Genomic DNA, 24,328 nt, shown 5'->3' with positions numbered 1-24,328 from the left:
TATTGATTATTTGAATATGAATGGTATTATGTTTTGTTAGAAGGCCGTGAAGAATTAAATGTTCCCTTATGAGCATAAGCATTTTATACTATAAACATAGAGATAGAAACTTTGGGGGCGTAATTGGTTATGCAAATCATAGCGAAAAGAATGATTGCGGCAGATACGGTTAAGGATTTCTTCATTCACCACTGGGAGACGACTCAAGTGGTTTTTTCAAGAGGCTTGTTTCATTATGCGGAACTTGAGGGTTTTGGGGTGATGGACGAGAATGAGAGCATCATGGGGTTGGGAACATACAAATTATCCGACCATGTTTGTCAGATCATCTCTTTGAATAGTGAGCATGAGAATCAAGGTGTGGGCTCATCATTGCTTTATGTGATGGAAAATATTGCTAAGGAGAAAAATTGCCATACTATTAAAGCGATTACAACGAACGATAATTTACAGGCATTGAAGTTTTTTCAAAAGCGTGGTTATGTCATTTCGGAAATCGTTAAAAATGCCGTTGAAGAGTCACGGAAAATCAAGCCCGAAATACCATTTTACAGTTTTGATGGAATTCCGATCAGAGACGAGATAATACTGGAGAAATACTTATAATAAGGTGAAATTCACCTGGATTTTGATGGGGGGAATAGGGATGTTTAAGAAAATGGCGGCGGATGCCCTTGGTCTTAGTGATATTGGAAGTGTGATTAATCCTGCAGATTATGACAAGGTGGATGCGGATGACTATATCATGCATGAAGATGGGGAAAAAATTTATTTCCTGATCAAGTCGAAAACCGATGAGTATTGTTTTACGAATCAAGCGTTCATACATCTGGACGGCACAAGTGCCATAAGCAAAAAGCGTACACTTACGAGATATAGCTACAGCCAGCATACTATTTCCGACGCTACACTTGAAACCGCAGGGACCGTTGATTTGGATGCGGAAATTAAATTTTCGATAGGTGCCAAGATTTTCTCGATCGATGTCCATAAGAAATTCATTGAAGAATTAAAAGACTTGTTCAAATCACTCGTGAAAATATCAGAAATTTGCCATGAGAATGAGTATGCCCTTCAATATGCCCAGCAAAGCGTAAACCTTGCTTCTTCCACCTTGAACCAGGTTCGCACAGATGGAAGCCAAATGGCCGCAAGTTTCAAGGAAATAAATTCTGCAGCTTTCGAATGGTTGATGGACAGCCGGAAAAAGTACCATGTTAAAGACTTTGGCTATGTTTTTGAGAAATATATCAATAATTAAAAAAGGAGGCGAACACGAATCTGTGTCCGCCTTCTTTTTTAATTGTTCAAATCGCTCAAGCCAGGGCTATGTTCATTTGGCATATCCGGCATTTCAGGGACAGGGAATCCTTTTGGCGGATCGGTAACAGCAAGGTTTCCGCCATTTCGGCTCGGTGTCTCCCCTTTGAAAATCTCGCCGATTTGCGTTTGGTCCAAGCGGAAATTGAATTGGGCATTATGGTAGCCTAAATCCACATATTTGCGGCATTCAGGATATTTGTTCAAATCATAATTAGGTACAGGGAAGATTTTCCCCCAGTCAACCCCAAGCGTTTCTAATGCCTTGGCAAATGCATTTTGATGGGCATTGTCGCGAACCATTAAAAATGCCAGTGTTTCGCGCATTGATTTATTGGAACTCATTTCATAAATCCTGGACTTTTGCAGGACTCCCGTGGATTCAAGCATGATATTGTTCAAAAGGTTAGCCACAAGATTACCGTGATCATAAACCCATGACCCATTCCATGGATTGCCGCCGGCATCGACGGGCAGGGATGCTTTCGCACCGATGATGAAGTGATGGGGGGTTGCGCCGCCTTTGATGACTTCATCCAATGGGGCGCCATCGTTGGCGGAATCTCCAGGCATATTCCCGCCGGCACCATTCAGCAGCTGATTGATGGTGGATTGGACAAGTTCAATGTGGCTAAGTTCCTCCAAGAAAACTCCACGAAGTAAATCACGATATTGTTTAGCCTTGCCGCGGAAGTTTGCGCTTTGGAAAGAATACTGCATCATCGTCCGCATTTCACCGAATTGTCCTCCAAGTGTTTCCCTGAAGACAATATTTCTAAGTTAGCTTCTGTTACCTGAATTAAATTATTCTTGAGGTAAAAAATACCTTTATGGAATGGCGGGAAGAGAGAAATACTAGAAGGAAGAACGATTTTGAAAGGATGTTGCACATGCTATCCAATCAGCAGCTTAAAGAATTTAAACAGCAATTGCAGCAAACGAAGCAAGAGTTGGAAGAGCGATTAAATGAGTCAGGCAACCACGATTTAAGAAGAAGCTTGGAGGATTCGACAGGTGAGTTATCGAGTTATGATAATCATCCCGGAGATGAAGGAACCGAGTTATATGAACGGGAAAAGGATTTGGCGCTTTCCGAGCATGATCGCGATGAAATAAGGGATATTGAACGAGCGCTTTCCGCCATCGAGGCAGGTGAGTATGGAAAGTGTGAGGTTTGTTCAAAGGAAATACCTCTGGAACGCCTGAATGCCATCCCTACCACTACTTTTTGTGTCGAGCATACCCCATCACAGGAAACTTCGGACAATCGTCCGGTGGAAGAGGAAGTGCTGGGACCCCCATTTGGAAAGTTCGATTATGATGACCGTCACGAATCGGTTGCATATGATGCGGAGGATTCTTGGCAGGATGTTGCCAGTTATGGAACATCTGAATCGCCTTCCGATTTTGTAAATCCGCCAAACGATTACGAAGATATGTATGTCGAGTCCGACGAAAATATTGGATATGTCGAAGATTATGAAAATTTCGTTGGTGTGGATATATACGGTAAAGAGATAACGGTTTATCCAAACTCCCAATATCAAGAATTGAAGGAAGAACTTTTTGAAGAAAATATTCAAACCTCGTTTGGGGACTTGCCACGATATGAGCACGATCCATATGTCGATGAAGAGAAAGATTGAAAAAGAAGAACCAGGATTCAGCCTGGTTCTTCTTTTTATTTATGAAAACGCCAATTTCAAACGTTTTAGCCCTTCCATCAGGACGCTGCGTGAACAACCGAGATTCATTCGGACGAACCCTTCGCCGCCAGGTCCATATTTTAAACCAGGTTCCAATGCAAGCTTCCCTTGATGGATCAGTCGATCCTTAATTTCCTTGTCGGTCAATCCAAGATCACGGCAGTCGATCCATAAAAGGTAAGAGGCTTCCGGATGCATGACATGCAGTGAAGGAATTTCGGCAGCAATGAATTCCTCTGCCACTTTAATATTTTCCTCAATGTAGCCAATCATGTCTTCAAGCCATTCCAGACCATCTCGGTACGCGGCTTCCATTGCTGTTAAGGCAAAGATGTTAAGACCATGGAAGGCCAGTTTCGTTTGCGCCTTTTGCAGTTGCTTCTGCAATTTTTCATTACTGGCGATCAGGAATGAAGCCTGAAGGCCTGCAATATTGAATGTTTTGCTTGGCGCCATCAATGTAACCGTCATGTCCGCCAAATTTTTTGAAAGCGAGGCGATCGGATAATGCCTTGATGTTTTATGAAATAAGTCGGCATGTATCTCATCACTGACGATGACTACATTATATTTTTCACATAACTCCCCGATTCGTAACAGTTCGTCCTTTGTCCAAACGCGTCCGCCAGGGTTATGCGGACTGCAAAAAAGGAATAGTTTCACTCCGCTTTTCAGCTTGTCCTCAAAATCGTTGAAATCAATCTCGAATCGGTCCTTTTCCATGATAAGGGGACTATTGACCACTACCCGGTCATTATTTTTGATCATATCAAAAAATGGGGTATAGACTGGGGATTGTAACAATATTTTATCGCCAGGGTTCGTGAATGCTTGGATCGTTGTACCGATTGCAGAAACGACGCCAGAGCTAAATGAGATCCACTCTTTATCGATTTGCCAGGAGTGCCGGTCTTTTAGCCACCTTTGAATTTCGGTGAAAACCGTTTCAGAAGGGACCGTATATCCGAAAATTGGATGGCTCAAACGTTCCATCAATGCCTTTTGAATGCCCTCAGGAGATGGGAAGTCCATATCGGCCACCCACATCGGGAGGACATCTTCGCGCCCATATAATGATGTGAGCGAGATTTTATCCCATTTAGCAGACCCTGAATTTTCCCTATTTATTTGTTCTTCGAATATTGACTTGTTCAAAATATCCACCACCGAATAAAATTTGTCATTTCGCGAAAACCATGTTGTTATGATACTATGAATTCATGTTCTTTGAAAATATTGAGCAGGTGATGATTATATGGATACACAGCAAATGAATCTAGCGTTGGTTGCCGTATTGCAAGACTGGGATCCATTCAAGATAGGATGGGATCTTTATGAGCCGGAAATAGCCGATACGGTCGTAGCAATCCGTGATATAGATGACCCAAAGGTACTGGCGGAAAAAATAAAATCCATTTACGAGTTCTCGTTCGATGAATCCGTTCAGATGGAAAAGTGCCTGGAAGTTGCACAAAAGCTGCTCATCATAAAAAGTGATGCCAGCTGTTCGATTTAGGTGAAAAGGGTGTACCCAACAGGGGCACCTTTTTTTTACGTTGTTTTTTTGCTCTATACTCTCAGTTTGTGCAGATTACACATGAGTTTGCGCAGTATACTCGTTAGTTTGTGGAGTATACTCGCGGTTTGAGCAGTATACTCGTGAATTTGCGCGAAATACTCGGGAATTTCGCCATTTACTCGTGAGTTTACGTTAGGGTGGCCACACCAATAAACGCTTTGATTAATTGATATACTTCTTCCGGTTTCTCCTCTGGAAGAAGGTGCCCGGAATCTTCAAGGACAACAAGTTTGGAATTGGGCAGGTCTTCATGGAGCCTTTGGCCAATATTCAATGGCACCACTCGATCATGCCTTCCCCAAATAAGCAGGCATGGTGTATGAATGTCACTAAGGTCCTCCTTCAATAAATCGACTTCCTTATCTCGAAGCATCCTCCCCAATGCCCGGAAGATATCATGCTTCTTTATGAATGGCCCTAGATATCCCTGACGCATTTCATCGTCAATCATGGCCGGGTCATGGACGACATTTTTTAAATTCTTTTCGATACCTGATTTTTGCAGATACCGTTTTATCCCGAATGAAAAGAAAGGCAGGTAACTGACCATCTTCATTTTTTCAGAATAGCCGGGCTGATAGCCTGAACCGGCGAGAAGAATGGCATGGTCGACAAGACCAGGGTATGATTTGATGAGCTGCAGGGAAATCTGCCCGCCCATGGAATGGCCGATGATGCTGAATTTCCTGATGTCTTTTCCCCCTAAGAACGTAACGACGGATTTAGCGATGTTCCGGAATGAATAGGTATATCGATAATCCTTTCCGCTTTGCCCGAATGGCGGGAGGTCTATGGAAATCACATTGTATTCCTTGATTAAATAGGGCACTAATTTACGGAAACTGAAGCTTGACGACAAAAATCCATGAAGCAGGACGAGGGTGGGGAGGGAATCGTCGATTCGGTCATATTCAAAATAGATATCGATAGTACCCACCCGTTCGACGCCTTTGATTGTATGACTTTCCATAAAAGCTCCTCCTCCGTTATGGTGGGGCAATGATAAAAACCTGGCCTTCCCTTAATATTCCAAAAAAGGACCTTTAATACTGTTGCATAACAGTAATTGTAATAATAACGATGAAAAAAGACAATTACTATAACAGGTCACCAGCCAATTTTGATATAATAGTGTAAGTTTATCCTGACAGAGTAGGACTTATTAAATTAATTGTCATATAGGTTTTTGAAAAAGTCTAATAAGGTAATTCGTGAGACTATCTGCCAGCCAAACCATCACATCTAAATTAGTGAATTCCAAAAGGGGGGTTTTCCAATGCACTTGAATGAAGAGGAATTGGAAGTCTTGAGAATCATTGAAAATAACAGCCGGATTGAGATGAAGGATTTGGCTAAAATGACCGATCAATCAGAATCGGACATTGAAATTACATTGAAGAAGTTAGAAGATATGCGGGTCATTGTCCGTTATTTAACAGTCATTAACTGGGCTAAAGTGGATGAATACCACGGTGTTACAGCGATGATCGATGTAAAAGTCACTCCTAAACGCGGCGTCGGTTTCGATGAGGTCGCAAAAAGGATTTACAAATTCAAAGAAGTCCAATCCGTTTATTTAATGTCTGGGGCTTATGATCTTTCGGTCATTGTCGAAGGACGTTCGATGAACGAGGTGGCAAGTTTTGTTTCGGAAAAGCTTTCGACACTGGATTCCGTCATTTCCACGACGACTCATTTCATTATGAAAAAATACAAGCATGATGGCACCATTTTCGAGCAAACTGAAGAAGATAAGCGGATAGTGGTGTCACCATGATTAAAACGAGTTATGTTTCAAAAACGATTGCAGAGCTTAAACCATCAGGCATCCGCCGGTTTTTCGACTTGGCAGCCAATTTGGAAGGTGTTGTCTCCCTTGGTGTGGGTGAACCGGATTTCGTTACATCCTGGGCAGTAAGGGAAGCGGCGATCAACTCCTTGGAGGAAGGGTATACTTCATATACGGCCAATGCCGGATTATATGAATTAAGGTCGGAAATCAGCGGGTATATGGAGAAGCAGTTCCATGTTTCGTATAGACCGGAAGATCAAATCATCGTCACGGTCGGGGCAAGCCAAGCCCTCGATATTGCCCTTAGGACCATCTTGAATCCGGGTGAAGAAGTGATTGTCGTCGAACCTTGTTTCGTCGCCTATGCACCGCTTGTGACCATGGCTGGGGGAATACCGGTCACGGTCCAGACATCCAAGGAAGATGACTTTAAGTTGACTCCCCAACAACTCGAGGCGGCGATCACGCCTAAAACGAAGGCCGTTTTAATCTGTTCACCGAATAACCCGACGGGAACCCAACTTGGGCAGGAAGAATTAGTGATGCTTGCTGACATCGTTAAAAAGCATGATTTGCTGGTGATTTCCGATGAAATCTATGCAGAACTTGCTTACGATGAGGAATTCACTTCCTTTGCTGCCATTGACGGCATGCTTGAGCGGACAATTGTCATCAATGGGTTTTCGAAAGGGTTTGCGATGACTGGATGGCGTCTTGGGTTCGTCTGTGCTCCTAAGGAAATTTCCGAAGCGATGCTTAAACTCCACCAATATGCGATGATGTGTGCGCCGACTGTTGCGCAGCATGCTGCATTGGAGGCTTTAAAGCACGGAATGCAGGATGTGGAGGAAATGCGCCGTAGTTATCGGAGAAGGCGAAATTTTATCGTGAAATCATTTAACGAGATTGGCCTGGATTGCCATAATCCTGGCGGGGCTTTTTATGCATTCCCTTCAATTGAGAAAACGGGGATGACTTCAATGGAATTTGCTGAAAAACTCCTGACGGAAGAACTTGTAGCCGTTGTGCCGGGTGATGTGTTCGGGGAAAGCGGTGAAGGTCATATCCGCTGTTCCTATGCATCCTCAATGGAACAGCTTCAAGAAGCGCTTAGAAGGATGGAACGCTTCATGAAGAATCATTGCAAATAAAAGCAAAAAAATAGGGATCCGGCCGTTCCAAACAGCCGGATCCCTTTCCATAGGGGGAATTAGAAAAAAGAGTTAATCTAATGGATTAACATAGAAAGTGTTAATCATAGTATATCCAGTACCCTGAAAAAAAATACACGTACTACGACCCTTTTTTTGAATTAAGCTTGTGTATTATATAAAGTATGCATAACATTCAGAATTTGGTCTTCGCTAAAGTCCTTGGCTGTTCTAAGGATGAGCTCGGCTTTTTTTGTCCCGATTTCTTCAATCAGATTTTTTATGTCCTCGTCGGTACCAGCAGCGTTCCCAGTTTGGGCATCCTTCAGGAATTCCGAAGCAGGGATGTCAAGAACGGTGGAAAGACGTAGAATCGTTTGTGTATCCGGAACCGATTCACCCGATTCATACTTTTCTATCTTCTTCGTGCCGATTCGTAATTTTAAAGCCAGTTCCTGTTGAGTGAGGTTGTGATTTTCTCGGTATTGCCGGATATTCTTCGCGATATTTGACATAGTCAGACACTCCTTTTTCAGGAAATATATTTTCTTTATGTCGTTATTTTACCATATTATTACTTAAGGGAAGTCCCGGAATATGTAGGTTTTGTGAAAAAAATGCCGCATCGGGAAATATCGATACGGCACATCGGACGTTAAATGAGGTTAGTGGACTTTAGGAATACGAGTATGATCATGATCGGCACGATGTAGCGAATCAGGAAATACCAAAGTGTAAAAAGTGATCGGCCGGGATCAGCGCCGGATTCGAACTCCTTTTGTACCTCGATCCTTTTCATTTGATAGCCGATGAAAAGGGATATGAACAAGGCACCGACTGGCAGCGCGATATTGCTTGTCAGATAATCGGCGAAATCGAATATGGATAAATTGAAAATCTTCAGATCCGATAACACCCCAAATGATAATGCGCTAGGAATCCCAATCAGGAAAACGGTGATACCAGCTATCCACGAAGCCTTCTTCCGCTTTGCAGCATCCCCCTTGATCATGGCTGCAACGACGATTTCGAGAATGGAGAATGCCGTCGTAAGGGTGGCAAATAATAATAATACGAAAAAAATGAACATGAAGATCCCGCCAAGCGCCATTTCATTGAATACGGCAGGCAACACGACAAAAACCAGTCCAGGCCCGCTTGAAGGGCTGAAACCCAGTGCGAAAACCGCCGGGAAAATAACCAAACCTGCCAGCAAGGAAATGAAGATATTCAGCCCAACTACCGAAAAGGCCGATTTTGTAATATCTTCTTTTTTACTTAAATAGGATGCGTAGGTTACCATCACGGAAACACCGACACTTAGTGCAAAGAAGGATTGGCCAAGTGCCAATAGGATCGTTTCCCCTGTTAATGCGGAAAAGTCCGGCTTCAAGAAGAATTTAACACCTTCCATCGCACCATCCAGAGTCAAGGAACGGATAAGAAGAATGATGAAAAGGATGAACAAGGAAGGCATCATATATTTATTGGCCTTTTCTATTCCCTTGGAAACGCCGCCTTGCACGACCCAAATGGTAAAGACCATGAACAATAACTGAGCGATAACCGTTTCATATGGATTACTGATTATCGTGTTGAAGAAGTTCCCATATTCTTCTTGCGTTAAGTTTGAGAGTGAGCCTGTAAAGCTTCTGGCTAAATACGAAATGATCCAGCCTCCGACAACACTGAAGAAGGAAAGAAGAATCATTGAAGCTACGACACCGCCATATCCGATCAATGCCCAAGGCCTTCCGGGGGCGATATGTTTATATGCACTAATGGCATCTTTCTGTGCATGGCGGCCAATCGTGAATTCCGCTATTAATATCGGGGCACCGATAAGGACGGTGAATAAAATGAAGAGCAGGAAAAAGACCCCTCCACCATTTGCCCCAGTCATATATGGGAGCTTCCAGATGGCTCCTAATCCAATAGCGGAACCCGCGGCTGCGAGGATGAACCCAAGTTTTGAAGTCCATTGATCTTGTTTTGACATGATGGAAAAACTCCTTTAGATGTAAAGTATATCTAGCTGTATAAACATTTTCTCATTATTACGAAGATTATGGGGAAAAAATGAGTGAATGTTTTAAGGGAAATAGAGGTTATTTGAAAATTTTTAGGATAAGTTATACATAAAGAACTTATAATATTTATTATTTCCAAAAAACAAACATTTTTATTGAGTAAAATCCCAAAAAGTATGGTATACTTAACTTTGATTATTTTCCAATTATGTGATATAATTTTTTATTGCGTGAAAAGACGAAAAAATATATATAAAATAGGAGTGTTACCATGTCTGAAAAATTCGAAATTGGTGCGGTAGTTGCTGGTAAAGTAACCGGTATTCAACCATACGGTGCATTTGTTGCTCTAGATGATTCAACTCAAGGTTTAGTTCATATTTCTGAAATTACTCACGGCTTCGTTAAAGATATCAACGAACATTTAAAAGTGGGCGATGAAGTGAAAGTAAAAGTGCTTTCCATCGATTCAGCTGCTGGAAAAATCGGCTTATCGATCCGCGCTACAGAAGAAGCTCCTGAGCGTACTGAAGCTCCGAAAAAAGCTCCGAAAAAACGCCAAGCTTCTGTTAAAGCGACATCTCACATCGAATCTACTGAAGGCTTCAACACATTGAAAGACAAACTTCAAGAGTGGATTGAACAATCTCAACGCGAAGACTTAATCAAAAAATAATTTTGGAAACCGGCAGATCCTTCGATCAGCCGGTTTTTTTTGTCCTTTTTCACAATGGGGCATATGAATGTAATAAAGCCGGGTCATGTGTTTATCCATGGTCCGGCTTTATTTTATCAAACATGAACAATGTCGAGGACATTAACGGGTCGGTTTAGTTTCAGGTTCCCTGGAAATTTCAGGACTTGGTTTAAAGAGAAGACCAAGATTAATGAGACCGGCAATTCCAACCAATCCATAAACGATACGGGCTAATCCAGCATCTTGCCCTCCGAAAATCGAAGCGACCAAGTCAAATTGGAAAAAACCTATTAATCCCCAGTTGATTGCCCCAATTATTGTAAGAACAAGTGCAGTTCTTTGTATTCCACTCATTGTACTGCCTCCTTTTTTTGAAAAAATCAGTTCTTTATTTATCATGCTATTTCATCATGTAAATATACATCACTCCAAAAGTTCCGGGCGGATATTTTGTATTTAAATGGAACATTGGTCATAATGAATAAAAGAAAAACTAGCACTTTGGACCATTCAAAAACGGAGTCAATATGCATTAAAGGAGAGATATCCATTGGAAAATTATACTTATAAAAACCCAACTAAAGTCATTTTCGGAAAAGGTCAGCTTGAAAGCTTAAAAACTGAAATTCCTGCGTATGGCGATAAAGTTTTACTTGTATACGGTGGTGGAAGCATAAAGAAAAATGGCTTATATGAAAAAGTGTTCAATACCTTGAAGGATATCGATGCAGAGGTGCACGAACTTTCCGGAGTTGAGCCGAATCCACGCATCTCGACAGTCCGAAAAGGTGTTGATCTTTGTAAAGAACATGGAATCGACTTTGTCCTTGCTGTTGGGGGAGGAAGCGTCATCGACGCTACAAAGGCCATCGTTGCGGGTGCTAAATATGACGGGGATCCATGGGATCTTGTCATTAAGAAGGCACCAGTCGAAGAGGCGCTTCCATTCGGAACGGTGCTGACTTTAGCTGCAACCGGCTCTGAGGCGAATTCCGGATCTGTCATAACAAACTGGGAAACGAAAGAAAAATATGGATGGGGAAGTCCGTTGGTATTTCCGCAATTCTCCATTTTGGATCCCGAAAATACTTTTTCAGTACCAAAAGACCAAACGGTATACGGAATGGTCGATATGATGTCACATGTGTTCGAAACTTACTTCCATCCTGAAACGCATGCGCCGCTTCAAGACCGTTTTTGTGAATCGCTATTATCGACGGTGATTGAAACGGCACCTAAACTATTGGATGACCTGGAGAATTATGAGCACAGGGCTACTATCCTTTATGCCGGAAACCTGGCCTTGAATGGGTCGCTTGGGGCCGGTTACAGCGGTGATTGGGCAACGCATAACATTGAACATGCCGTTTCGGCTGTTTATGACATCCCGCATGCAGGAGGATTGGCCATCTTATTCCCGAATTGGATGAAGCATGTGCTACATGAGAATGTCGCACGCTTTAAACAAGTGGCAGTCCGTGTATTCCATGTGGATCCTGAAGGTAAGACAGATGAGGAAGCGGCTCTTGAAGGCATTGAAAGACTTAGGTCATTTTGGAGCAGCTTAGGGGCCCCGACCAATCTTTCGGATTATGGAATCGATGACTCGCAATTGGAAGTCATGGCTGATAAAGCGATGAGCCGAGGGGAATTTGGGAGATTCAAAGTCCTGAACCGTGAAGATGTCCTTGCCGTATTACGGGCTTCATTATAAACAAGTGATCTATCCTTTCTCCCGCCTTGTCAGGTGGGAGATTACTTTATATGCATAATTCATTATTTACTTGTTCGATTTCTTGATTATGAGAATTACATCAGATAAAGTGAAAGGGAAACTAAAGAATTCAAGGAGGAATTTGAATGGCCCATATTCGTTTCGATTATTCAAAAGCCCTGCCGTTTTTCGGGGAGCATGAAATTACGTATTTACAGGATGCTGTAAAAGTGGCACACCATTCCCTGCATGAACAGACAGGGGCAGGCAATGAATATCTTGGCTGGCTTGATTTACCCGCCAATTATGATAAAGAAGAGTTCTCCAGGATCAAAAAAGCGGCCGCAAAAATAAAAGAAGATTCAGAAGTGCTGCTCGTTATCGGAATCGGCGGATCATATCTGGGAGCGCGGGCGGCAGTCGAGATGCTTCAACATAGTTTTTATAACATTTTACCTTCGGATAAAAGAAAAGCACCGCAAATTTTATTTGTGGGTAATAATATAAGCTCTACATATATGCAGGATGTAATGGACCTATTGGAAAATAGGGATTTCTCGATCAATGTCATCTCTAAATCCGGTACGACCACGGAGCCTGCACTGGCCTTCAGGATTTTCCGGAAACTGCTGGAACAAAAATACGGCATTGAAGAAGCTAAGGGCCGCATTTATGCTACGACTGATAAAGAGAAGGGCGCATTAAAAACGGTAGCGACGGAGGAAGGTTTCCAAACTTTCGTCATTCCTGATGATGTTGGCGGACGTTACTCGGTCTTGACGGCTGTAGGGCTGCTTCCGATTGCGGTCAGCGGGGCGGATATCGATCAAATCATGGAGGGAGCCGAGCGCGCAAGGGTGGACTTCAGTTCTTCCGAGTTAGGCGAGAATCAGGCATACCAATATGCGGCGGTTCGGAATATCCTTTACAATAAAGGGAAAACGATTGAAATGCTGATAAACTATGAGCCTGGACTTCAATACTTCTCTGAGTGGTGGAAACAATTATTTGGGGAAAGTGAAGGAAAGGATCAAAAAGGGATATTCCCTTCATCGGCTAACTTCTCGACTGACCTGCATTCTTTAGGGCAGTATGTTCAGGAAGGACGGCGTGATCTTTTTGAAACAGTCATCAAAGTGGAAAAGGCCCGTCATGAAATCTTGATTGAAGAAGCGGCCAATGACTTGGATGGCCTGAATTACCTTTCAGGTGAAACGGTGCAATTCGTGAATGATAAAGCATTTGAGGGTACGCTGTTAGCCCATACGGACGGTGGCGTTCCCAACTTGATCGTGACGGTTCCGCAGCTCGATGCTTATACTTTTGGCTACCTTGTATATTTCTTCGAGAAAGCTTGTGCAATGAGCGGATACTTACTTGGTGTAAATCCATTTGATCAGCCTGGAGTGGAAGCCTATAAGGTGAACATGTTTGCTCTTTTAGGAAAGCCGGGTTATGAAAAGAAAAAAGCTGAGCTCGAACAGCGCTTATAATATAAAAAGCATCAAGCCGGAATAACATCCTGCTTGATGCTTTTTTTGAACGCTTAAGCAGTGCCATCAAGGAAGCGACGAAAAGGGAGAAACTTCAAAAGCATAAGGGCGGCTTGGAAGCCAACCTTTCGCCAATCGAGGAACAATAGGGGCATTCCAGGTTTTTTTTAAGGCACTTTGGTTAAGCTAATAGAAAATTAGCGAAAGAGGTTTTATACAATGATTAAAATTTCTTCTCAGTTGGAAGGGAAAACATTCGGTTTGTTCGATCTGGAGACGAAGTTAAAACCGGAAGGATATGTGATAGGCGGCGGATGGGATTATGACCACGGCTCTTTTGATTATAAGATTGATGGCAGTGATGGCTACCAATTCTTGCGAGTCCCCTTCAAGGCTGTTGATGGTTCACTCGATAAGGATGGGGTGATGGTCGAACTATTACAACCGTTTTTGCTATCTCATAAGTACGAGGACGGGATGGATGATGAAGGAAATATCGGAAACCTCTCCGCTTCCTTCAATCAGTTTGCTGAGCCTGAAGATCCGGATGCCGAATTTCCGGAAAATTATATCTCATTAGGAAAAGCGCTTGTCCGTGATTTGGAAAAGCTTTTATTACATTAATCTTCAATGATGAGCAAGGTGTCATCACGATGTATGATTACATCTCCAGGGGGCTTGATCAATGTCTTGCCTCCTGAAATGATGCCGACCAATAAAATATCTTGATCGAATAGTTTAACGTTCAATTGTTTAAACGTCAATTCAACCCAGTCATCCTGGATGGGCAGCTGCTTGATGTTCAATCCATCCGGCTCTTTTTGCTCTTCGGCTTCGGCAAGGATCCCCTTCGATAAGCAATCATGCATATATTCACTTGCAAATTTATTCGTTTCCACGATACCGTCCGCCCCAGCCCGTAAAGCATTTTCCTTTTGTTCATGCGTCAATATTTCCACAAGGCAATATACATGAGGATTCAGCCCTTTGACGGCAAGCAATGTTAAGATCGAGAACATATCCGTTTGCAGCTCGTCTTGCTTAAGGTCAGCCGTGATCAGGACGCGTATGGCTTGTTTTACATTCGCTTTCTGCAAAACGGAATCCAATGTAGCTTTTCCTTGGATAAAGTGGATATTCGTTCTTGGAAGCGGGTGCTTTTGGAGCGTATCGTCTATAAGGACGATGGATTGATGATGTTTACGGTCATGAATGTTTTGGATGATTCTCTGGGAACGGCCATTCCAGCCCACAATGATAATATGTCCGCCGCCGCTGAATACTTTCTTTCCTGTTAGAAATTGCTGTTCATTGGAAATGGAAATCTTGGCAATGTACGCAAAATAAGAGGTGATCAGGCCGGCGCCTGACAAAATGAGGACCATCCCAATTATTTTACCTAGATTTGTAACGGGAGTGAAATCTCCGTAACCCACCGTTGACATGGTCACGATTGCCCACCAGATGCCATCAAGTAAAGTAGGGAATCTCTCCGGCTCCACAAAATGTATCAGGATGCCGAATGAAAGTAAAAATAATGCGATGGTGGATAGCAATCTGATGAACCGCGGAAATCTGGGAACGATGCTGGTGTATGGACCGAATCGAATCATGTTTTTCACACCCCTTAAGCTGTTCCTTTTAGTATGTTCAAAAAAGGCTTGGCTCATAAGGGTGCGTATAGACAAACTTTGAATGATGAATATGGGAAAGTTGCCGTCATATTTCGGGTAAATGATAAAAGCCCTCCGGTGATGTCGGAAGGCTTTCATGGTTGAGTCACGTATCCTAAACAGGACTTCATGCTCGATAGTTGATTATATGCCCGTTTGCGTTTCGGTATTCCTTCATCTTTTTTTAGACCCTTCTCCGTACGTTAAAGTTATCACTGATGAGCAGCCAGTTTTGAGGAAAGGCTAAGCCTAGCTTCCAATAACTCATTCCCCTTAGATTCAGTTCTTTGATTAAATCGAATTTAGCCTGAATGGATCTGGCATCTTCAAACCACACCTCATGCTTCCTATCCTCTACATCGGTATAGTTGAAGTGCGGGGCCTGAGCGGTTTCATCATACTCGATGGCAACATTATTGGCTGCCGCAATCTGGATGGCCTGCTGCGGGCTAATGGCCCTGGCAGTGGATCCCTGCACAAACGGCAGGGTCCAATCATAGCCATATAGATTCTGCCCCATCAGGATCTTGTTGGAGGGAATATCGGTGACGGCATATTCGAGAACCTCCCGAACAGGTCCAATAGGTGACACAGCCATTGCCGGTCCTCCGCTATATCCCCATTCATAGGTCATGATGATAACGAAGTCGACAATTTCACCATGTGCTTTATAGTCATGTGCCTCATACCAACGGCCTTTTTGCTCAGCACTTGTTTTAGGGGCAAGTGCCGTGGAAATGAACCATCCTTCTTTTTTGAATCGTTCCTTGGCTTTTCGGAGAAATTGATTATACGCTTCTCTATCGGCCGGCCTTAAAAACTCAAAGTCAAAGTGAATATCCCGGAATCCATATTTCTTTGCCGTTGTAACGATATTGTTCAGGAACTTATTCTGAACGGAAGTATTGGTTAAAATGATTCGCCCAAGCTCATCGCTGAATTGGTCATTTTCCTGATTCGTGATGACCATCATCAGGACATTTTTATTTTCTCTGGCGATGGCAGGGAAATCATTGAGCAAAGGCTCTTTTAGGGAGCCGTCACGAAGCGCCTGGAAGCTGAAAGGGGCTAAATAGGTTAAATAGGGCCCAGCTTCCCTGGCGGCCGTTTCAAGGGCCGGTGAAACCGATGTACCCCGCGGCTCGACATAACCGTTGAATTCGGCGGTCCTTTTCTTTCTAGCCGGAATATAGAGCCGGTATCCAACGGATAGGATTTGATTTTCGGAAATGCCATTTATATTTGCCAATTCTTGAACAGGGACATCAACTCTTTGAGATATCGAATATAAACTATCACCCGGTTGAACGAAATAATAACTGCCGACGATTGGTATGACAAGGGCCTGCCCCGAAACAAGATTATTTGGGTTAGGGATCTTATTTGAATCGACGAGCCTGTCAACGGTTACGCTGTATGTCTGGGCGATGCCATATAACGTCTGGCCTGGCCTAACCACATGTATTTGCAATTCTTTTCCCTCCTACTGAAAGTTTCCTAACAGTTTATGAGCATAAAAAGAAATTCATGATAAAGAGCTTAGGATAGAGAGGGTCCCAAACGAAAAAATTCAATAAATTGGCAATAATAATTTAAGCTTAAAATGCTAATTAATATTAGTAGGAGGTGAAAACACATGGCAAACAACAATAACAGCAATCAACTAGTAGTAGCTGGTGCAGAGCAAGCCCTACAACAAATGAAGAATGAAATCGCTAGTGAATTTGGTGTAAACCTAGGTGCTGACACTACTTCTCGCGCTAACGGATCTGTTGGTGGGGAAATCACAAAACGTTTGGTTCAAATGGCTGAACAACAACTAGGCGGTTCAAACTTTTCTCGTTAATTAATTGAATAAATATGGATTAGAAAGAGAAGGAGCATCGCTCCTTCTCTTTTGCATTGTTCATCCATGCGACTGCCATGCCTTTAAAGTCTTGATTGCCTTTTCAGGGAAATCGGTCATGATGACGTCGACACCCAACTCTGCCAGCTTGACGATGTCGGCTTCATCATTGGCGACCCAAGGCCGGATTTTATATCCAAGTTTTTTCGCTTTTTCATTAACTTCCGGGGTCAGGCTGTTTTTATCTGGATGAAAACCCGCTTCATTTTTATCTCGTAAGATCTCTTCGTAGTTTACAGGAAGCCCCTCGAACAATAATGCACGTTCAAGGTCTGGGGCGAGCATCTTCACTTTTTCAATGGATTGATGGTTGAAAGAAGAGAGGATCACCCGCTTTTCCATTTGATATTGACGTATTAAATCAATGATCTTCTGTTCGATTCCTTCGTAAGCGAGTTTATCCGTTTTGATTTCGATATTCATCAATAAGGCATTTCCCTTAGCCCACTCGAAAACGCCCATTAAAAAGGGAATCCGCTCCCCAAGGAATTCCTTGGAAAACTTGCTCCCGGCATCAGCCGTTTTCAGCCTTAGTGCCGAATGCTCTTTTACATAACCAGTAAGGGTGGTCGTTCGATCAAGTGTTTCGTCATGGATGATGACCAATTCCCCATCAGAACTGAGATGGACATCGAACTCGATCCCATCGGCCCCGATTTCTGCCGCCTTTTGAAATGCGGCCATCGTATTTTCAGGATGCGTCCCCTTGGACCCCCTATGGGCGAAAATAAGTATGTTTTGCAAAATCATCACATCCCCTTTAAACTTTATCTTGAACCCTATCATACATGTATCACTGAATTGTTTCAGCAATGTTTAATAGACAATATTTTAAACAACGAGTAAAATACATATGGTATTTCCATAAATAGGTGTTCGAAATATGAGGTGAATAAAATGAATATGTGGGAAATTTTTGTTGCGGTTATCCTTGGTCTTGTAGAAGGATTAACTGAATTTGCTCCTGTATCGTCTACAGGGCATATGATCATCGTCGATGATTTATGGCTGAAATCAACTGAGCTTTTCGGGAGTGAAGTGGCAAATGCCTTTAAGGTGGTCATCCAGCTTGGTTCGATACTCGCCGTTGTCGTGCTCTTCTGGGGACGGTTCATGGACTTGCTTGGTTTAAGGAAGCTGAAGGGTGCATCAGCAGCGAGCGGCCCGAAGCTTAACCTATTGCAGATCTTTGTCGGATTGCTGCCGGCAGGCGTTTTAGGTCTATTATTCGAAGATTACATTGACGAACATTTATTTACGATGAAGACGGTTATCGTCGGATTGTTCCTTGGTGCGTTTTTGATGATTGCTGCAGATAAATTCCGTCCGAAGCTGACTGCAGAAACGGTTGACCAAATCACTTATAAACAAGCCTTCGGTGTAGGGTTAATTCAATGTTTGTCACTGTGGCCGGGATTCTCGCGTTCAGGTTCAACCATTTCCGGAGGAGTGCTTTTAGGAATGAGCTATCGCGCTGCTTCCGATTTCACGTTCATCATGGCAGTGCCGATCATGGCTGGTGCAAGTCTGTTGAAGATCGTGAAATACTGGGAGTTCTTCACGCCTGAAGTCTTGCCATTCTTTATTGCAGGTTTCATCAGTGCATTTATCTTTGCATTATTCTGTATCCGCTTTTTCTTGATTTTAATCAATAAAGTTAAATTGACTCCTTTTGCCATTTATCGGATCGTCTTGGCGGTTGTGCTTCTATTCATTATTTGGTAATACGAAATGAAGCGTCAAATAGGAGAGGAACCACCCCGTTGATTCGGGGTGGCTTTTTTTGTGACCGAAAAAAAGCTGGAATCCCAGAAAAAATATCACGAATGATTATTGTTTTTTGTGGTTTTTAATTCGTTATTATTGAGTTAAATAACCATAAATCTTTTGTGTGTGAAAAAATATTCGGTTTTAGGTATAGTTTGAGACATAATTAGTAAAAAAAATATAAATGCAAAAAAGCCCCCTGAGCGTAGTGATACCAACATGTTTGATTATTTTTTGTAATATTCAAATGATTGCATAAACTATTCTCGTATAATTTATATGATATAATTTTAGTATAAATAAAGTACATGTGTACACCTGGGGAGGACAACATGAGAAATGACCAATTGAAGAAAACGATTGGCTTTTGGGTTGGAACATCAATTGTAGTTGGTACAGTTATCGGTTCTGGTATTTTCATGAGACCTGGTGACGTGCTTGAGTTAAGCGGTAATTCAACCATGGCCTTATTAGCTTGGCTGATAGGCGGCCTGATTACCCTTGCAAGCGGGTTGACGATTGCGGAAGTGAGTACGCGGATCCCTAAAACGGGAGGCCTATATGTTTATATGGAAGAAGTGTACGGAAAAGCATGGGGATTCCTATGCGGCTGGGTTCAGACATTGGTATATGGACCTGCCGTCATGGGCGCACTCAGCTTATACTTCGGGTTATTAGTCGCAGGAATATTTAATATCGCTTCTGGCTACACTTTGGCGATAGGGATTTTTACGATTATATTCATAGCAGGCATGAATCTTCTGGGGACAAAATACGGCGGTTTCATTCAAACCTTATCGACCGTTGCTAAATTAATCCCCATCCTATTCATAGCGGTGTTCGGAATCGCACAAGGTGATATGCCTGTATTCAATATCGATAGTGAAAGTTCAATGAAAATCAGTATGGCCGGTGCGATTTTGGCTACGCTCTGGGCGTATGATGGCTGGATGAATGTCGGTTTCATGGCTGGGGAAATGAAAAACCCGCAGAAAACGCTGCCGCGGGCAATCATAACGGGATTAGTCGTGGTCATGGTCGCTTACTTGGCTGTGAACCTTGCCATGCTTCATGTATTGGGGGCGGAGGGAGTCGTAGCTCATGGTACGAATGCAGCGAATGTTGCGGCAACGCTTCTATTTGGTGAATTGGGCGGGAAATTGATAGCAATCGGAATAGCGATTTCAATATTCGGTTGCTTGAATGGAAAGCTTTTGACCTTTCCGCGCATTACCTTGGCGATGGCGACTGATAAAATGATGCCAGGCCATAAACAAATCGGGAAAATATCGCCTAAGTTTAAAACGCCAATAAATGCTACGGTATTGCAAGTGATCATTGCAATCATCATGATGGTTGCAGCAGACCCTGACAAACTTACCAATATGGCCGTATTCTCTGTCTTCTGTTTTTATGGATTAGCTTTCTTCGCGGTCTTTATCTTACGCAAAAAGGATCCGGATGCGAAAACTTATAAAGTGCCGTTTTACCCATTCATCCCCATCGTGGCGATTGCTGGAGCAATATACATTGTTGTAAGCACATTGATCGATACACCTTTAAATGCCTTGTACTCGGTGATCATCCTCATTATAGGTATGCCAGTGTACTGGCTCCTTAAAAAAGGTGAGCGGGATGATAAACGTTCATATTAATGAAAAACCCTTCACTGGATGCAGTGAAGGGTTTTTTGTAAATCGCCGGAACAAAACTTTCCCTTTGGACAAAAGTGGCGAAATAGACAACTCGGGAAGTTCGTATTAACATAGGGGGAAAGTTAAATAGTGAAGGGTCTGAACAAAAGTGAATTATATCGAGCCTGCTGGTAAATCATTCAGGAAAACAATCTTGGCTTTATTTCTTGGTAGCTTTGTAACGTTTGCGGATCTGTATAGTACCCAACCGGTCATTCCGGTTTTCGCAAAGCAATTCGGAGTCTCTCCTGCAATGGCAAGTCTTACATTATCTTTCGCAACAGGAACGCTTGCCATCTGTTTATTGCTTGTTTCCTTTTTCTCGGAAAATATCGATAGGAAAAAAATAATGGGGACGGCCCTCACTTTGTCTGCCTTGTTATCCATATGCGTCAGCTTCATCCAGGATGAGCTATACATCCTTATCGCAATACGGGCGATTCAAGGAGCGGTGCTTGCAGGATTCCCGGCAATTGCGATGGCCTATATCAATGAAGAATTTCATCCGAAAAGCCTGGGCTATGTGATGGGGATCTATGTGAGTGGTTCGAGTATCGGCGGATTGGCAGGAAGGCTGATTGTCGGGGTGCTGACCGACCATTTCTCATGGAACATAGCGATTGGAAGCCTTGGGGCTTTAAGTTTGATCATCAGTATGGCTTTTTGGTGGATGCTCCCGCCTTCGCAGCATGCCATCCGCGTAGGGGCCTCATTTTCGAGAATCAAAACCTCCCTTATTAATAACTTAAGGAATGGCAGGCTAGTCCTCTTATTCGGCATGGCCTTCCTATTAATGGGCTCGTTCGTTACCGTCTATAACTTTGTGGGCATACCTTTGATGGGGCCGCCATATCATTTATCACAAACATTGATAGGCTTCATTTTCATCATCTATCTTGTTGGGACTTTCAGTTCCACATGGATGGGGAAGCTAGCCGATCAATATGGACGGAGGCATGTACTTCTTATCGGAATCGCAATCATGTTGATGGGCGCCCTTTTAACCTTATTGGATCCGCTTTTGCTTAAAATAATGGGGCTTGCACTGTTTACATTTGGTTTTTTTGGAGCTCATTCAATTGCGAGCAGCTGGGTCGGAACGTTGGCTGATAAGAATGAAAAGGCACAAGCTTCCGCTTTATATCTCCTGTTTTACTATGCCGGATCAAGTGTAGTGGGGGCGTCAGGCGGTTTATTCCTGATGAAGTTCGGCTGGGGAGGGGTCATCTCGGCTGTATCCATTCTGATCATCCTGGCTGCCGTTTGTGCGATGATGGCTGGAAAAGTGAAAACCGTTTAAATAAAATGATCTTTTCTATCATGTTTTTCCGGAATCCTGAATATAATCTAGTGAAAATGGATATTGAATAATAGATTGATAAGAGAAGAGGGTAATAGATAGAGTGAAACGAAAAGCAGTAATTCTCATTGGGTTAATAGCCGTTTTAATTATATTATTCGTTGTGTACTTAACAAGTCCGGGCAGATTGGAAAAGGTGGAGATTGTTGAAAAATACTATCCCCATTTCTCCGATGGCAAGGCAATCGGTTTTAAGACGAACGAAGTCATTGATGTGACGGAAACCGAAGAGGGATCCAATTGCGCAATGAAATTCAGCAATGGGGAAACGCTGGAAATTGATTGTGACCGTTATTTAACATACAAAATTGATGAAACAGTCTATATTACTACTGAAGGAAACCATGTGAAGGAAATCCGGAGAAAAAGGTAGAGGTTATCAATAGTTAATGACGGAGGAGCTGGGTTTGCCTAATAAAGCAACTCCGCTCTTTTTTTATCCACTCAAAAACCCAGACCGTATTGGACTGGGCTTTTTCATTTTTTATCTTTCGTTTTACTTTTATCCTTTTTATTACGCCGAAGTACATCCAAGATTCTGCGGCTGTTATTTTTACTGTTTATGAGTTCGACTAAATCACTCATGTTTTCAGATTCAAAGTCTTGCTGCTCTTTTTTCATGATAATCCCTCCAAGTCATATATCATAATACCCTTATGCAGAAAAGGGTAAACGTCTATTATCATATTGGTAATAGAAGGATTTTATATCCTTATCCATTCATTATTTGATAAAATGGGATAAAAGCCCTGTATGGGAGGTCCATATGGAAGAATTAAGAATGATCGGTGAAAAAATTGAAAAATTCAAATTTATCTTAGTGGAGCATATCGAGTTGTTTGAAGAAGAGGAACCTCTCTATGATTTCGAAACGAGTAAAGAGGTACGGTCAAAGCTTATTCAAATACATGCAGATGCCTTGATTCATGGAAAGGCACAAGCGATGGAAAGCATGAAAATAACGGGTATGGAAATAGGAAAGCGCATTGTGGATATGGGCATTCCTTTAGATAAGAATATTGAGGAAGCTCAGCTGATACGCAATCTTTTCTGGAGTTTCATTGAAGAAGAGGTAAGCAATCGCTATTACTCCATTGAAATTCTGCTAAAGGCAAGCTCGATAATAGATGCCATCCTGGACCAATTCATACATTGTGTGAGCATCAGTTACGTGAATCATTATAAAGAAATGGCGAAAATGGCAAACGAGTCTTTGCGGAAGATAAAAGAAAACCAAGAAGTCATGGAAGAATTGTCCACCCCGATCGTTCAGACCGTATTAAAGGATGTGCTGCTCTTGCCATTGATCGGACGCATTGACGACTGGAGAATGGAGTCGATGCAATCGACTGTACTGCAAAAATGTGCAGATTTGCATGCGGAAGTATTGATCATGGATTTCTCCGGAATTACCTTTACGAAGGAAAACAACATGCTCTCCCTGCTGGATCAATTAGTGGGGGCACTGTCGTTGATGGGTACGGAAACGATTTTTGTCGGCTTTACACCTGATGTCGTGAAAGAGATCGTCACACTTGATTTTGCAAATCGGGTAAAAGCCTTCCTATCGTTCAGGCAGGCTCTGGAGTATCTGTTTAAACAAAGGGGACTGGCTGTTCAGCCAGTATGATGGAGGTATCCTTTTTCAGGGTATCTTTTTTTCTGCAAGCATTCCTGCAGCTCCCATATTATCACCCATCGCCATTTCACCGTGTTATAGTGAAATGACGTCGGCAGGCATGTTGATCTACATTTAAATTAAATAGGACCTGTAAAGCGTGTAAGGAAGGTGGATGAAGAGTGTTTTTCAAGAAGAGTGAAGAACCTGATCATAACGAAAGATGGTATTGTGTAGGAATCATGACGGATAAAGGGCTGGAGGATGAAGAATATGATGTTTTGTCAAAACGCATCCTCGACTCGGTCCAAAATGTCTCGGTCATATCGGACTTGGTAAGGGTGGAATGGGATCGGGATAAATTGCGAGCCTTGAACGAACGTTTTCAGGACCCTTCATTTTCCGACCCATGTTTTATCATTAATGAATTCATACCAGAGGATATAATAAGGGAAAGAAAACTTCTGGAGAAAACTTATAAATGGAAGAGGCTCTTTGGTCTCCTCTCCCCGATTGAATACATGGAAGCCGAGACGAAGGCGGCCCATGACTTTGATAAAGCTCTCTTTTATACAGACGATGCAGATAAGGTGATTGAATACATTCTTGCAAATAGCTAGCATCCCCTGCCACACCGATACATTGTATCGGTGTTTTTGCATTTGATTCCATGTTTATCGGAGCACTTCGCGGGAGTGATTCGGCCTTGCTCGGAATGATCCGCCCTTGCGCCTTCCCAACCTTTTGGAAATAAAAAAGAGAATGTAAGGAAGTTGGTAGGAAAGATGGGGATAAACGCGGAATATCTAAAATAGAAAGAGAGTTTTA

At 42.6% G+C, this 24,328-nt stretch carries 26 protein-coding genes and 1 pseudogene; 17 read left to right on the top strand and 10 right to left on the bottom strand.

Features of this window, described 5'->3' with window-relative positions; all coding sequences use genetic code 11:
• Nucleotides 1–129 precede the first annotated feature (129 nt).
• The gene (locus ACQKNS_RS16120) at nucleotides 130–606 is read left to right on the top strand and encodes a GNAT family N-acetyltransferase (protein ID WP_427644744.1); all 477 of its coding nucleotides are present in this window, start codon (nucleotides 130–132) and stop codon (nucleotides 604–606) included.
• Nucleotides 607–646: 40 nt separating this feature from the next.
• Nucleotides 647–1,261, top strand: coding sequence for a PH domain-containing protein (locus ACQKNS_RS16115; protein ID WP_427644360.1), 615 nt, complete (start codon nucleotides 647–649; stop codon nucleotides 1,259–1,261).
• 38 nt (nucleotides 1,262–1,299) lie between these two features.
• Here ACQKNS_RS16115 and ACQKNS_RS16110 read toward each other — a convergent pair.
• Nucleotides 1,300–2,088, bottom strand: a pseudogene (locus ACQKNS_RS16110) (manganese catalase family protein); the annotation flags it as partial.
• A gap of 122 nt (nucleotides 2,089–2,210) precedes the next feature.
• On the opposite strand from ACQKNS_RS16110, the gene ACQKNS_RS16105 reads away from it, so the two are divergent.
• Nucleotides 2,211–2,966, top strand: a complete 756-nt coding sequence (locus tag ACQKNS_RS16105) for a TraR/DksA C4-type zinc finger protein (RefSeq protein WP_427644359.1) — start codon at nucleotides 2,211–2,213, stop codon at nucleotides 2,964–2,966.
• A 39-nt stretch (nucleotides 2,967–3,005) separates the two neighbouring features.
• Here the strand turns inward: ACQKNS_RS16105 and ACQKNS_RS16100 are convergent, their stop codons facing one another.
• The gene (locus tag ACQKNS_RS16100) at nucleotides 3,006–4,190 is read right to left on the bottom strand and encodes a MalY/PatB family protein (protein ID WP_427644743.1); all 1,185 of its coding nucleotides are present in this window, start codon (nucleotides 4,188–4,190) and stop codon (nucleotides 3,006–3,008) included.
• 91 nt (nucleotides 4,191–4,281) lie between these two features.
• Here ACQKNS_RS16100 and ACQKNS_RS16095 point away from each other — a divergent pair, with 91 nt between their 5' ends.
• The gene (locus ACQKNS_RS16095) at nucleotides 4,282–4,542 is read left to right on the top strand and encodes a DUF1871 family protein (RefSeq protein WP_427644358.1); all 261 of its coding nucleotides are present in this window, start codon (nucleotides 4,282–4,284) and stop codon (nucleotides 4,540–4,542) included.
• A gap of 190 nt (nucleotides 4,543–4,732) precedes the next feature.
• On the opposite strand, the gene ACQKNS_RS16090 is transcribed toward ACQKNS_RS16095, so the two are convergent.
• Complete coding sequence (locus tag ACQKNS_RS16090) at nucleotides 4,733–5,575, bottom strand: alpha/beta fold hydrolase (RefSeq protein ID WP_427644357.1); 843 nt, start codon at nucleotides 5,573–5,575, stop codon at nucleotides 4,733–4,735.
• Between the two features lie 306 nt (nucleotides 5,576–5,881).
• Between ACQKNS_RS16090 and ACQKNS_RS16085 the strand changes: the two genes are divergently transcribed.
• Nucleotides 5,882–6,382 carry an Lrp/AsnC family transcriptional regulator gene (locus ACQKNS_RS16085; protein ID WP_427644356.1) on the top strand — a complete coding sequence of 167 codons (501 nt, stop codon included), beginning with the start codon at nucleotides 5,882–5,884 and terminating at the stop codon, nucleotides 6,380–6,382.
• Nucleotides 6,379–7,548 carry an aminotransferase gene (locus ACQKNS_RS16080; protein WP_427644355.1) on the top strand — a complete coding sequence of 390 codons (1,170 nt, stop codon included), beginning with the start codon at nucleotides 6,379–6,381 and terminating at the stop codon, nucleotides 7,546–7,548. Before ACQKNS_RS16085 ends, ACQKNS_RS16080 begins: the two co-directional genes overlap by 4 nt.
• Nucleotides 7,549–7,709: 161 nt before the next feature.
• On the opposite strand, the gene ACQKNS_RS16075 is transcribed toward ACQKNS_RS16080, so the two are convergent.
• Complete coding sequence (locus ACQKNS_RS16075; RefSeq protein ID WP_427644354.1) at nucleotides 7,710–8,063, bottom strand: helix-turn-helix domain-containing protein; 354 nt, start codon at nucleotides 8,061–8,063, stop codon at nucleotides 7,710–7,712.
• A gap of 140 nt (nucleotides 8,064–8,203) precedes the next feature.
• The gene (locus ACQKNS_RS16070; RefSeq protein ID WP_427644353.1) at nucleotides 8,204–9,547 is read right to left on the bottom strand and encodes a sodium-dependent transporter; all 1,344 of its coding nucleotides are present in this window, start codon (nucleotides 9,545–9,547) and stop codon (nucleotides 8,204–8,206) included.
• 302 nt (nucleotides 9,548–9,849) lie between these two features.
• Between ACQKNS_RS16070 and yugI the strand changes: the two genes are divergently transcribed.
• Nucleotides 9,850–10,254 carry a S1 domain-containing post-transcriptional regulator GSP13 gene (gene yugI, locus ACQKNS_RS16065; protein ID WP_063234086.1) on the top strand — a complete coding sequence of 135 codons (405 nt, stop codon included), beginning with the start codon at nucleotides 9,850–9,852 and terminating at the stop codon, nucleotides 10,252–10,254.
• A gap of 141 nt (nucleotides 10,255–10,395) precedes the next feature.
• On the opposite strand, the gene ACQKNS_RS16060 is transcribed toward yugI, so the two are convergent.
• Entirely contained in the window at nucleotides 10,396–10,629 is a 234-nt protein-coding gene (locus ACQKNS_RS16060; protein ID WP_063234087.1) for a DUF378 domain-containing protein, read from the bottom strand.
• A gap of 196 nt (nucleotides 10,630–10,825) precedes the next feature.
• Between ACQKNS_RS16060 and ACQKNS_RS16055 the strand changes: the two genes are divergently transcribed.
• The 3 genes from ACQKNS_RS16055 (at nucleotide 10,826) to ACQKNS_RS16045 (ending at nucleotide 14,106) form a co-directional block, all read left to right on the top strand.
• Nucleotides 10,826–11,989: an iron-containing alcohol dehydrogenase gene (locus ACQKNS_RS16055; protein WP_427644352.1), complete on the top strand. Its 1,164-nt coding sequence runs from the start codon at nucleotides 10,826–10,828 to the stop codon at nucleotides 11,987–11,989.
• A 146-nt stretch (nucleotides 11,990–12,135) separates the two neighbouring features.
• Nucleotides 12,136–13,482 carry a glucose-6-phosphate isomerase gene (locus ACQKNS_RS16050; RefSeq protein WP_427644351.1) on the top strand — a complete coding sequence of 449 codons (1,347 nt, stop codon included), beginning with the start codon at nucleotides 12,136–12,138 and terminating at the stop codon, nucleotides 13,480–13,482.
• A gap of 219 nt (nucleotides 13,483–13,701) precedes the next feature.
• On the top strand, nucleotides 13,702–14,106 hold the full coding sequence (locus ACQKNS_RS16045; RefSeq protein ID WP_098371426.1) for a YugN-like family protein: 405 nt from the start codon (nucleotides 13,702–13,704) through the stop codon (nucleotides 14,104–14,106).
• Here the strand turns inward: ACQKNS_RS16045 and ACQKNS_RS16040 are convergent.
• Nucleotides 14,103–15,095, bottom strand: coding sequence for a potassium channel family protein (locus ACQKNS_RS16040; RefSeq protein WP_427644350.1), 993 nt, complete (start codon nucleotides 15,093–15,095; stop codon nucleotides 14,103–14,105). The genes ACQKNS_RS16045 and ACQKNS_RS16040 overlap by 4 nt on opposite strands.
• A gap of 244 nt (nucleotides 15,096–15,339) precedes the next feature.
• Nucleotides 15,340–16,626 (bottom strand): glycosyl hydrolase family 18 protein, encoded by a 1,287-nt coding sequence (locus ACQKNS_RS16035; protein WP_427644349.1) that lies wholly within the window; start codon nucleotides 16,624–16,626, stop codon nucleotides 15,340–15,342.
• 165 nt (nucleotides 16,627–16,791) lie between these two features.
• Between ACQKNS_RS16035 and ACQKNS_RS16030 the strand changes: the two genes are divergently transcribed.
• A complete protein-coding gene (locus ACQKNS_RS16030; protein ID WP_076368100.1) occupies nucleotides 16,792–17,001 on the top strand; it encodes an alpha/beta-type small acid-soluble spore protein in 210 nt (69 codons plus the stop codon).
• A 60-nt stretch (nucleotides 17,002–17,061) separates the two neighbouring features.
• On the opposite strand, the gene ACQKNS_RS16025 is transcribed toward ACQKNS_RS16030, so the two are convergent.
• Nucleotides 17,062–17,805 (bottom strand): glycerophosphodiester phosphodiesterase, encoded by a 744-nt coding sequence (locus ACQKNS_RS16025; protein WP_427644348.1) that lies wholly within the window; start codon nucleotides 17,803–17,805, stop codon nucleotides 17,062–17,064.
• Nucleotides 17,806–17,958: 153 nt separating this feature from the next.
• Here ACQKNS_RS16025 and ACQKNS_RS16020 point away from each other — a divergent pair, with 153 nt between their 5' ends.
• The 4 genes from ACQKNS_RS16020 to ACQKNS_RS16005 all read left to right on the top strand — a co-directional run bounded on the left by ACQKNS_RS16020 (nucleotide 17,959) and on the right by ACQKNS_RS16005 (nucleotide 22,255).
• The gene (locus ACQKNS_RS16020; protein ID WP_427644347.1) at nucleotides 17,959–18,786 is read left to right on the top strand and encodes an undecaprenyl-diphosphate phosphatase; all 828 of its coding nucleotides are present in this window, start codon (nucleotides 17,959–17,961) and stop codon (nucleotides 18,784–18,786) included.
• Nucleotides 18,787–19,160: 374 nt separating this feature from the next.
• A complete protein-coding gene (locus ACQKNS_RS16015; RefSeq protein ID WP_427644346.1) occupies nucleotides 19,161–20,483 on the top strand; it encodes an APC family permease in 1,323 nt (440 codons plus the stop codon).
• A gap of 148 nt (nucleotides 20,484–20,631) precedes the next feature.
• Complete coding sequence (locus ACQKNS_RS16010; RefSeq protein WP_427644345.1) at nucleotides 20,632–21,822, top strand: MFS transporter; 1,191 nt, start codon at nucleotides 20,632–20,634, stop codon at nucleotides 21,820–21,822.
• A gap of 103 nt (nucleotides 21,823–21,925) precedes the next feature.
• A complete protein-coding gene (locus ACQKNS_RS16005) occupies nucleotides 21,926–22,255 on the top strand; it encodes a hypothetical protein (RefSeq protein ID WP_427644344.1) in 330 nt (109 codons plus the stop codon).
• Nucleotides 22,256–22,359: 104 nt separating this feature from the next.
• On the opposite strand, the gene ACQKNS_RS16000 is transcribed toward ACQKNS_RS16005, so the two are convergent.
• A complete protein-coding gene (locus tag ACQKNS_RS16000) occupies nucleotides 22,360–22,503 on the bottom strand; it encodes a hypothetical protein (RefSeq protein ID WP_427644343.1) in 144 nt (47 codons plus the stop codon).
• Nucleotides 22,504–22,648: 145 nt separating this feature from the next.
• Here ACQKNS_RS16000 and ACQKNS_RS15995 point away from each other — a divergent pair, with 145 nt between their 5' ends.
• Together ACQKNS_RS15995 and ACQKNS_RS15990 are read left to right on the top strand one after the other, a co-directional pair.
• A complete protein-coding gene (locus tag ACQKNS_RS15995; RefSeq protein WP_427644342.1) occupies nucleotides 22,649–23,512 on the top strand; it encodes an STAS domain-containing protein in 864 nt (287 codons plus the stop codon).
• Nucleotides 23,513–23,682: 170 nt separating this feature from the next.
• Entirely contained in the window at nucleotides 23,683–24,120 is a 438-nt protein-coding gene (locus ACQKNS_RS15990; protein WP_427644341.1) for a hypothetical protein, read from the top strand.
• Nucleotides 24,121–24,328 lie beyond the last annotated feature (208 nt).

Origin of the sequence: Peribacillus sp. NPDC094092 (assembly GCF_050279365.1) — a bacterium.
Classification (GTDB): domain Bacteria; phylum Bacillota; class Bacilli; order Bacillales; family DSM-1321; genus Peribacillus.
The sequence above is the reverse complement of the archived record's forward strand: the minus strand, read 5'-3'. Positions and strand labels throughout refer to the sequence as shown.